Here is a 10,008-nt window from a genome sequence, read left to right as displayed (position 1 = left end):
GCCCCCCCCCGCGCTGCCCGCGCCCCCCCCCCCCTCCGCCCACCCCCCCCCGCCCCCCCCCCCCCCGCCGCCGCCGCCCCCCCCCCGCCCCCCCCCCCCCCCCCCCCACCCCCCCCCCCCCCCCCCCCCCCAACCCCCCCCCCCCCCCCCCACCCGGCCCCCGCGGCGTTTTTATTGGGAGGTAGCCTGGTTTGAGCGGTGCATAACCCGGCGCTCAGCCAGGCACCTACACGTCACATTTGTAGGAGCGGCGCCCCGCCGCGAACATGGGCGGCTCGCCATTGAAAACTTCGCCCCGGGGCGGGGCTCCTACGAAAAGCCGCGTCGGAACCCAGGCACGGCCTTTGCCATCGATGCCTTATTCGGCGGACACCGGCTCGGTACGCGGCCAGGCGTTGATCACGGCCTTGAACAGGGTGGCCAGCGGAATGGCGAAGAACACACCCCAGAAGCCCCACAGCCCGCCAAACAGCAGCACCGCGCAGATGATCGCCACCGGATGCAGATTGACCGCCTCGGAGAACAGCAGCGGCACCAAGACGTTGCCGTCGAGCGCCTGGATGATGCCGTATACCACCATCAGATAGAGGAACTGATCGCTCCAGCCCCACTGGAACAGACCGATCAGCGCCACTGGCACGGTCACCACCACCGCGCCGATATAAGGCACCACCACCGACAGGCCAACCAGCAAAGCCAGCAGAGCCGCATAGTTGAGGCCCATGTAAGCGAAGGCGATGTAGGTGGCCACGCCGCAGATGATGATCTCGATGAACTTGCCACGGATGTAGTTGGCGATCTGCTGATTCATCTCCTGCGCCACCTGCGTGATCAGGGCGCGCTCACGCGGCAGGTAGCTGCGGAACCACTGGCCGATCTGCTCGCGGTCCTTGAGGAAGAAGAACACCAGGATCGGCACCAGCACTAGGTAGATCATCACGCTGACCAGCATCGGCAGGCTGGACAGGGAGAATGACAGCGCCCACTGGCCGAATTTGCCAGCTTCGCCGCGCATGCTGTCGATCAGTTGCACGACCTGCGCGTCAGTAATCAGGTTCGGATAACGCTCCGGCAGCAGCAGGAATACCGATTGCCATTCGGCCGCCATACGCGGCAACTCATTGAACAGCGTGCTCAACTGTTGCCAGAGCAGCGGCATCAGCACCAGCAGGAACACCGTGAGGCCGCCCATGAACAGCGTGAACACCAGCCAGACGGCCAGCACCTGCGGCATCTTCAGGCGCTCCAGGCCGTTGACCAGCCCCTGCATGAGAAAGGCCAGCACCAGGCCAGTCAGCACCGGCGCGAGCATGCCACCCAGGGTCAGTACCAGTGCAAAACCCAGCACCAGCAGTACCGCAAGCACCACCGCCTGCTCATCGGAGAAATAGCGATGCAACCAGTCGCGAATAACCTTGACCATCAGAATTCCTTAACGCAGAGAAATGCCGGTTCTTTCACTACGCCCGCCATATGAAAAATGGCGCACGCCGCGCATGAATGGCGACTGGGATATGTTTCAAGCTGCAACAGCTGTTCAGGCCTTGCGCAGCCAATAGCGGTAAATGCCTTCATCGAGTTCTTCATGCAGCAGAGCATGCCCGGCCAGGCTGGCGAAGGCACGAAAGTCGCGCTGCGAGCCGGCGTCAGTGGCGCTGACCTTGAGCACCGCGCCACTGGCCAGGCGATTGAGCTCGAGCTTGGCCTTGAGTAAAGGCAGCGGGCAGTTCAGCCCGCAGGCATCGAGTTCAGCATCGAAAGCCGGTACGTCTGTCATCATCTACTCCTGATAGGTCGGCTAGGATACCCAAGCCGCCACAACCCTGGCCAGCGCGGTAGCTGGCCGGCTACAGTAACGCCTTTGCCTCCCGAGAGCCCTGAGTGCATGACTTTTCTGCGCCCCACCCTGCTGACGCTGGCCTGCCTGTTCGCCGCCCATACGGGTGCCAGTGATCTGCCGTCGCTAGGCGACGCCAGCTCCTCGATCGTCTCGCCCCAGCAAGAACACCAGCTCGGCCGTGCCTGGCTCGGCCTGCTGCGTGGTCAGGTTTCGCAACTGGACGACCCGCAACTCAAGGATTTCGTCGAGTCCAGCGTCTATCGCCTGTCGGAAACCAGCCAGCTGCAGGACCGCCGCCTGGAGTTCGTATTGCTCAACAGCCCGCAGCTCAACGCCTTCGCCGCCCCCGGTGGGATCGTCGGGGTCAACGGTGGCCTGTTCCTCTATGCCCAGACCGAAGCCGAGTACGCCTCGGTCATGGCCCACGAATTGGCGCACTTGTCGCAGCGCCACTTCGCTCGTGGCGTCGAAGCGCAGCAACGCATGCAGTTGCCACTGATGGCCGCCATGCTTGCCGGTATCGTCGCCGCTGCGGCAGGTGCCGGTGATGCGGGTATCGCCACCATCATGTCGACCCAGGCCGCCGCCATTCAGGAACAACGGCGTTTCTCCCGGCAGAACGAACAGGAGGCCGACCGCATTGGCCTGGTCAACCTGGAAAAGGCCGGCTATGACCCACGCGCCATGCCGCTGATGTTCGAACGGCTGATGCGTCAGTACCGTTACGACGCCAAGCCGCCGGAATTCCTGCTGACTCACCCGGTGTCGGAATCGCGTATCGCCGATACCCGCAACCGCGCCGAGCAGTACCCCGCCACGGGCCGCGAAGACAGCCTGCGCTATCAATTGATGCGCGCCCGCGTACAACTGACCTATGAAGAGACGCCGGGTGTCGCAGCCAAGCGCTTTCGCGCGATGCTCGACGAGAACCCGCGCATCGATGCCGCGCGCTACGGCCTGGTACTGGCGCAGATGAAAACCGGTCAGCTCGCTGAAGCCGTTGAGACCCTGGCGCCGCTGCTAAGCAAGAGCCCGGACGACATCACCTACAACCTGGCGCAGATCGAGCTGGATATGGCGGCCAACCGGCTGGACGCTGCCGAGCGTCGTCAGGAGCGCATGTTCACCCTCTACCCAAGCAATTACCCGTTGCAGCAGGCCCGTGTCGACCTGCTGCTCAAGCAGCGACGCATTCCCGATGCCGAGCGTGCGCTGGACAATCTGCTCAAGACTCGCGCCAAGGACCCGGACATCTGGTACCAGGTCGCCGAGGTGCGTGGCCTGAGCGGCAACACCATCGGCCTGCACCAGGCACGCGCGGAGTTCTTCGCCCTGGTCGGCGATTACAACCAGGCCATCGAACAGCTGGATTTCGCCAAGCGCCGCGCCAGCAACAACTTCCAGCTGGCTTCGCGCATCGATGCCCGTCAACGCGAGCTTTCCGAAGAAAAACGCCTGGTCGAACAGATGCTGCGCTGATCCGGAGCATAGTGGTGCGCACGGCGCACCCTACCCGTCGCCCATGACAGCACCGTAGGGTGCGCTGCGCGCACCAATATCGGTGAGGTAGCCCGGATGCAATCCGGGACAACAGCGGCAAAATTCCCCGGATTTCATCCGGGCTACGTCAGCCTGTGAATACAGCGCCACGCAAAGAAAGAGCCCCGCACTTGGCGGGGCTCTTTTATTTCAGCGGACGGCTCAGGCGCTTTGTGCCAGGTCCATCAGCTCACGGTTGGCCACCGCGTACATGGCGTAGTCGGTGCCGGTCGCCGAACGCAGCTCTGCCAGCATCGCCTTCCAGCGGTCAACCAGGCGTTGGTGCTGGTCGAGCCACAAGGCCACGCGCGCTTCGATCTCCTGCGGACCATCGGCCATCTGCAGCACCGACACGGTGATCGCACGCTGCTGCCAGTCCAGGTCGTCACGGAAGGCTTCGCGAGCCAACGCTTGCCAGTTGTTCTCTACCGGCAGGTTGGTGATCTGTTGCAGGTACCAGGACAGCTCCAGCGAACCGCCGACGGCGAAGTAGGCCGTCGCCACCTCACTGGTGTCCTTGCCGGTGACGTCCGCCGCTTCAATGATCGGCAGCAGCGTGTACAGATGGCTGGTGCCAGCGACCACGCGCGCCAACTCTTCTGGCGTGCCGGCTTCGACGAAGCTCTGGTAACGCGCCAGCCACTGCTCGCGGGCCGGGCCTTCGAGCAGTTCGTCCAGACGACCAACCAGCGCTTCGATGCGCGGCGCGAAATGCGCCACGTCGCGCGCGGCATCCAGCTCGTTGCGGCGGCTGCGCAGGAACCAGCGGGTAGCGCGGCGGCCCAGGCGCATCAGCTCGTCCATCAACTGCAGTTGCAGATCGGCCGATACCTTGTAGTCCAGCGCCTCGATCTGCGCCCACCAGTGCGGCAGGCGGAACAGATCACGCACGATGACGTAGGCGCCAGCGACGTTGGCCGCGCTCATGCCGGTGGACTCCTTCAGGCGCTGCACGAAGGTGATGCCCATGTGGTTGACCAGGTCGTTGGCGATCTGCGTGCTGACGATTTCGCGCTTGAGGCGATGACGGCGCATGGCGTCGCCGAACTTCTCGGTGAGGATTGCCGGGAAGGCGGTTTCCATCTCGCGCGCCAGGTACTCATCGTCCGGCACCAGGGACTTGAGCAGCGACTCCTTGAGGTCGATCTTGCTGTAGGAGATCAGCACCGACAGCTCCGGCCGGGTCAGGCCCTGGCCATTGGTGGCGCGTTCGTTCAGCTCCTCGTCCGACGGCAGGAACTCCAGGGCGCGGTCGAGCTTACCTGCACTCTCCAGCGCATTCATCAGGCGCTTGTACTCGCCAACACGCTCGCGAGCACGGCGCTCGGCCAGCGACAGCGCCTGGGTCTGCTTGTAGTTGTTGCCGAGCACCAGCTCGGACACATCGTCGGTCATCTCGACCAGCAGCTTGTTGCGCTGCTTCTCGGTCATGTCGCCGCCCGAGACGATCTCGCCGAGCAGAATCTTGATGTTCACTTCGTGGTCGGAGCAGTCCACGCCACCGGCGTTGTCGATGAAGTCGGTGTTGCTGGCGCCGCCGTGCAGACCGAACTCGACGCGACCGAGTTGGGTCATGCCCAGGTTGCCGCCCTCGCCCACCACCTTGGCACGCAGTTCACGGCCGTCTACACGCAGGGCGTCGTTGGCCTTGTCGCCGACGTCGCCGTGGCTTTCCTTGCTGGATTTCACGTAGGTGCCGATGCCGCCGTTCCACAGCAGATCGACCGGTGCCTTGAGCAGCGCATTGAGCAGCTCGGTGGGCGCCAGCTTGTCGGCGGCGATGTCGAAACGCGCCTTCATCTGCGGGGTGATGGCGATGCTCTTGGCGCTGCGCAGGAAGATACCACCGCCATCGGAAATCAGCTTGGTGTCGTAATCGGCCCAGCTCGAACGCGGCAACTCGAACAGGCGCTTGCGCTCGACGAAGCTCTTGGCCGCATTCGGGTTCGGGTCGATGAAGATGTGCATGTGGTTGAAGGCCGCGACCAGCTGCAGGCTTTCCGACAACAACAGGCCATTGCCGAACACGTCGCCGGCCATGTCACCGATACCGATGACGGTGACATCGTCCTTCTGCACGTCGATGCCGCGCTCGCGGAAGTGACGCTGTACCGAAACCCAGCCGCCCTTGGCGGTGATGCCCATGCCCTTGTGGTCGTAGCCGGCCGAGCCGCCAGAGGCGAAGGCGTCACCGAGCCAGAAGTCGTATTCGGCGGCGATACCGTTGGCGATGTCGGAGAAGGTCGCGGTGCCCTTGTCCGCCGCCACTACCAGATAGGGGTCGTCGGCGTCGTGGCGTACGACGTTCTGCGGCGGCACCACCTCGCCTTCCTTGAGGTTGTCGGTGATATCCAGCAGGCCGCTGATGAAGATGCGGTAGCAGGCGATGCCCTCGGCCATCACCTCGTCACGCGAGCCGCCGACCGGCATCCTGCGCGGCACGAAGCCACCCTTGGCGCCCATCGGCACGATCACAGCGTTCTTCACCTGCTGCGCCTTGACCAGGCCGAGCACTTCGGTACGGAAGTCCTCTTCGCGATCCGACCAGCGCAGGCCGCCACGGGCGACGTCGCCGAAGCGCAGGTGCACACCCTCGACGCGCGGGCTGTAGACGAAGATTTCGAACTTCGGCACCGGACGCGGAATATCCGGAATCAGCCGGGGGCTGAGTTTGAAGCTGAAATAGGACTTGGCCGCGCCGCTGGCATCGGCCTGGAAGAAGTTGGTGCGCAGGGTGGCTTTGATCAGGTCCAGGTAGCGACGCAGGATGCGGTCTTCGTTGAGCACGGCGACGTTGTCCAGCGCAGCCAGGATGGCATGCTCGAGCTTCTGCTGCTTGTCTTCCAGATCGTCGGCGGTGAGCTTGCGCGCCAGGTAGAACCGGGTGCGGAACAGGCGCACCAGCTCCTTGGCGATATCGGCGTGGTTGACCAGGGTCGCGGCGATGTAGCTCAGCGAGAAGCCCAGGCGGATCTGTTTGAGGTAACGCGCATAGGCACGCAGCAGCGCCACGTCGCGCCAGGGCATGGCAGCGGTCAGCACCAGGCGGTTGAAGGCATCGTTCTCAGCAAAACCACCGACGATATTGATGAAGGCATCCTGCAGGGTGTCGTTGAGCTGCTGGATGTCGACGTCCAGACCTTCGGCGTAGGTGAAGGCGAAGTCGTGAATCCAGAACTCGCGGCCATCGGCACGGCGCAGCTTGTAGGGGAACTCACCGAGCACACGCAGCCCGAGGCTCTCCAGAATCGGCATGACATCGGACAACGGCAACGGCGTATCGGCGTGATACAGCTTGCAGTGCAGTTGCTGGTCGCCCTGCGCCAGCGGCTGGTAGAAGCTCATCACCAGCGGCTTGTCGTTGCTCAGGCTGAGCAGGTGCTGCATGTCCACCACCGCCGAGTGCGGGGCGAAACGCTCGCGGTAACCGGCCGGGAAGCCACCGGGGAATTCGGCCAGTACGCTGGTGCCCTGGGCTTCGCCGAGGCTTTCCACCATCAGGCTGGCATAGTCATCCTTCCACGAACGGCAGGCCTGGATGACTTCCTTCTCCAGACGCACGGGGTCGATCTGGGTCTTGTTCTTCGGATCGACGCGCAGGATGAATTGCACACGCGCCAGCACCGACTCGGAGAAGAAGGTCCAGAACTCGCAGTCAGTAGCCTGCAGGCGCTCCATCAGCACCTGCTGGATCTTCATCCGGGTTTCGGTGGAGTACACGTCGCGCGGCACGTAGGCCAGGCAGTAGCAGAAGCGGCCGTAGGGATCGCGACGCAGGAACACGCGAATCTTGTTGCGCTCCTGAATCTGCACGATGGACAGCGCCGTGCTGAACAGGTCGTCCACCGGGGTCTGGAACAGGTCGTCACGCGGCAGCACCTCCAGCACCTGGGCCAGTTCCTTGCCGAGGTGGGCGCTGCTGTCGAAGCCGGAACGCTGCTTGATCACGTCCACCTTGCGGCGGATGTAGGGGATGTTCCACACGCTCTCGGCATACACCGCCGAGGTGTACAGGCCCATGAAGCGGCATTCCTTGACCACGTTGCCCTTGGCATCGAGCTCGCGGATGGAGACGAAATCCGGGTAGGCCGGACGGTGCACCCGGCTGGGTACCGCGGCCTTGGCGAAGGACAGCAGCTGCGGCTCGCGCAGGTAGTCCACCGCCTCCGGTTCGATATGCAGCTCCTCGGCGCTCAGCCCAGTGCGCAGGCGCTTGGATAGACCGAGCAGGGATTTCTCGTCGTAGACCATGCTGCCGCCATCGGCGGTCGGGGCGACGGTGAACTCCTCGTAGCCGAGGAAGGTGAAGTGGTTGTCCAGCAACCAGTTCAGGTAGACCTTGATCTCATCCAGCTCGGCCTTGTCCACCTTGAGCTTGGCGCGATCCAGCCAGGCCAGCAGCTCGCGCGCCTTGGCCTTCATCGGCTGGAAGTCGGCGACGCTCATGCGTACGTCACTGAAGACTTCGTGAATGGCCCTCTCCAGGGTTTTCAGTTCGGCGGAGCTGGAGCAGCGGTCGATCTCCAGGAACATCAGCGCTTCCTGCAGCACGCCCTCGCCCTGAGTACCACGCGGGAGGATTTCCAGCAGCTGGCCATTCTTGTCGCGGCGCACGCTGAACACGCTGTTCTGCAGCGTGTGGATGCTGTAGCCATGGCGGTTCAGTTCCATGCGCACCGAGTCGACCAGGAACGGGATGTCGCCATGGAGGATTTCCACCGCGGTGTGGGTGGACTGCCAGCCGTGCTTCTCATAATCGGGGTTGAAAGTACGCACCTGCGGTTTGGCGTGATCGAACTGCTCCAGCATGTGCCAGGCCGACAGGGTGCAGCCGACCAGGTCGGACAGGCGCCGCTGGGTCAACTCCTCGAGGGCGATGATGCCGAAGAACTGTTCGGCGAACAGGGCTACTTGTGGCAGCGCCTGCTCACTCACGTGCTGTGCCAGGGCCGCTTGCAGTTGGTGCTGGAAGTCGGCTTTGCTGGCCGCCGTAAAGAACGCCATGGTTTTGCTCCATTGGGCTAGTGGTTCGACAGGAGGTCTGGATCGCTGCCGTGAGGTGTTAGTTCAACGTTAGTCCATGAAGCGACAATGACACTTGCGAGTCGCATGCGGACCGGCGTGAAGAGCGCGACCGACGGGTCACACATAACCAGCGAGCTTAACGAGGGATGGCCTGCAACCGCTTGCGGCGCTGCGACATTTTCTTTCAAGGCTGCACCGACACGGTGCAAAGGGAGAAAAAGCCACGGCCCGCCACCGGAGAATGAACGGGCCATGGCAGGAGGTCAGGCGCCGCGCATCGCCTCGGGCAGCGCCAGCACGATCTGCGGGAACAAGGTGATGAGGATCGCCGCCAGCACCAGCAGAAGGAAGAACGGAAAGCTGGCGCGCGCGACCGCGCCGAGATTACGCCCGGTGAGGTTCTGGATGACGAACAGGTTGAAACCCACTGGCGGGGTGATCTGCGCCATTTCCACCACCAGGATGACGAAGATGCCGAACCACAGCAGATCGATCCCGGCAGCCTGCACCGCCGGCAGAATCACCGCAGTGGTGAGCAGGATGATCGAGATGCCGTCGAGGAAGCAGCCCAGGGCGATGAAGAACAACGTCAACGCCAGCAGCAAGAAGTACGGCGACAGCTGTTTGGCGATGATCCAGTCGGCCAGCGCCGCCGGCAAACCCGTGAAACTCATGGCTGAGGTCAGGTACGCCGCACCGAGCAGAATGAAGAAGATCATGCACGAGGTGGACACCGCGCCCATCAGGCTGGCCATGAAGGTTTCGCGGGTCAGCGCCCCCGAGATCAACGCGATCAGCAGCGCACCGACCACACCCACAGCCGCAGCCTCGGTGGCTGTGGCGATACCGCCGTAGATCGAGCCGATCACTGCGACGATCAGGCCCAATACCGGAATCAGCAGTTTGGCCCGACGCAGTTTGTCCATGAACGGCAGGCGCTCGCCCTCCTCCGGCAACTTGCTGCGATTGCAGGCGGCCCAGAGCATCAGGTAGCCGCTGAAGATCGCCAGCAGCAACAGGCCCGGCAGGATGCCGGCAATGAACAGGCGCGAGATCGACACCTGCGCCGCCACGCCGTAGACGATCATCATGATCGACGGCGGAATCAGCAGACCGAGCGTACCGGCACCGGCCAGCGAGCCCATGGCGATGGATTCCGGATAACCACGCGACTTCAGCTCCGGCAGAGAGATACGCCCGATGGTGGCAGCGGTGGCCGCAGAAGAGCCGCTGACCGCCGCGAACATGCCGCAGCCGAACACGTTGACGTGCAACAGCCGCCCCGGCAGGCCACGCATCCAGGGCGCCAGGCCGTTGAACATGTCTTCGGAAAGACGGGTGCGATAGAGAATCTCACCCATCCAGATGAACAGCGGCAGTGCCGTCAATGTCCAGCTGGCGCTGGAAGCCCAGCTGGTGGAGGCGAGAATCGAGCCAGCCGGCACACCGCCGAACAGCTCCATGCCAATGATGCCGACGCCGAGCAACGACAGGGCAACCCAGACGCCGCCGCCAAGCAGCACGAACAGCGCCAGCAGCAGGGTGATTGTAATGATTGTGTAGTCCACGGGTTCACTCACGAATGCAGTGCGGTGATGGCCGCA

Annotated in this window: 5 protein-coding genes; 1 reads left to right on the top strand and 4 read right to left on the bottom strand. The window is 63.6% G+C overall.

What is annotated here, in order from left to right:
* Positions 1–358 precede the first annotated feature (358 nt).
* Both EGJ86_RS20875 and EGJ86_RS20870 read right to left on the bottom strand, forming a co-directional pair.
* Complete coding sequence (locus tag EGJ86_RS20875) at positions 359–1,423, bottom strand: AI-2E family transporter (RefSeq protein WP_125836490.1); 1,065 nt, start codon at positions 1,421–1,423, stop codon at positions 359–361.
* Positions 1,424–1,537: 114 nt separating this feature from the next.
* Positions 1,538–1,777: a sulfurtransferase TusA family protein gene (locus tag EGJ86_RS20870; protein ID WP_125836489.1), complete on the bottom strand. Its 240-nt coding sequence runs from the start codon at positions 1,775–1,777 to the stop codon at positions 1,538–1,540.
* 108 nt (positions 1,778–1,885) lie between these two features.
* Between EGJ86_RS20870 and EGJ86_RS20865 the strand changes: the two genes are divergently transcribed.
* Positions 1,886–3,319, top strand: coding sequence for a M48 family metalloprotease (locus EGJ86_RS20865; protein WP_125836488.1), 1,434 nt, complete (start codon positions 1,886–1,888; stop codon positions 3,317–3,319).
* Positions 3,320–3,541: 222 nt separating this feature from the next.
* Here EGJ86_RS20865 and EGJ86_RS20860 read toward each other — a convergent pair whose 3' ends face one another.
* Together EGJ86_RS20860 and EGJ86_RS20855 are read right to left on the bottom strand one after the other, a co-directional pair.
* A complete protein-coding gene (locus tag EGJ86_RS20860) occupies positions 3,542–8,383 on the bottom strand; it encodes an NAD-glutamate dehydrogenase (RefSeq protein WP_125836487.1) in 4,842 nt (1,613 codons plus the stop codon).
* A gap of 284 nt (positions 8,384–8,667) precedes the next feature.
* Entirely contained in the window at positions 8,668–9,972 is a 1,305-nt protein-coding gene (locus EGJ86_RS20855; protein WP_125836486.1) for a TRAP transporter large permease, read from the bottom strand.
* Positions 9,973–10,008: the final 36 nt, after the last annotated feature.

This window comes from Pseudomonas sp. o96-267, assembly GCF_003935465.1.
Lineage (GTDB): Bacteria > Pseudomonadota > Gammaproteobacteria > Pseudomonadales > Pseudomonadaceae > Aquipseudomonas > Aquipseudomonas sediminis.
Note: the sequence above shows the minus strand (reverse complement) of the source record. Positions and strands in the feature narration are given on the sequence as shown.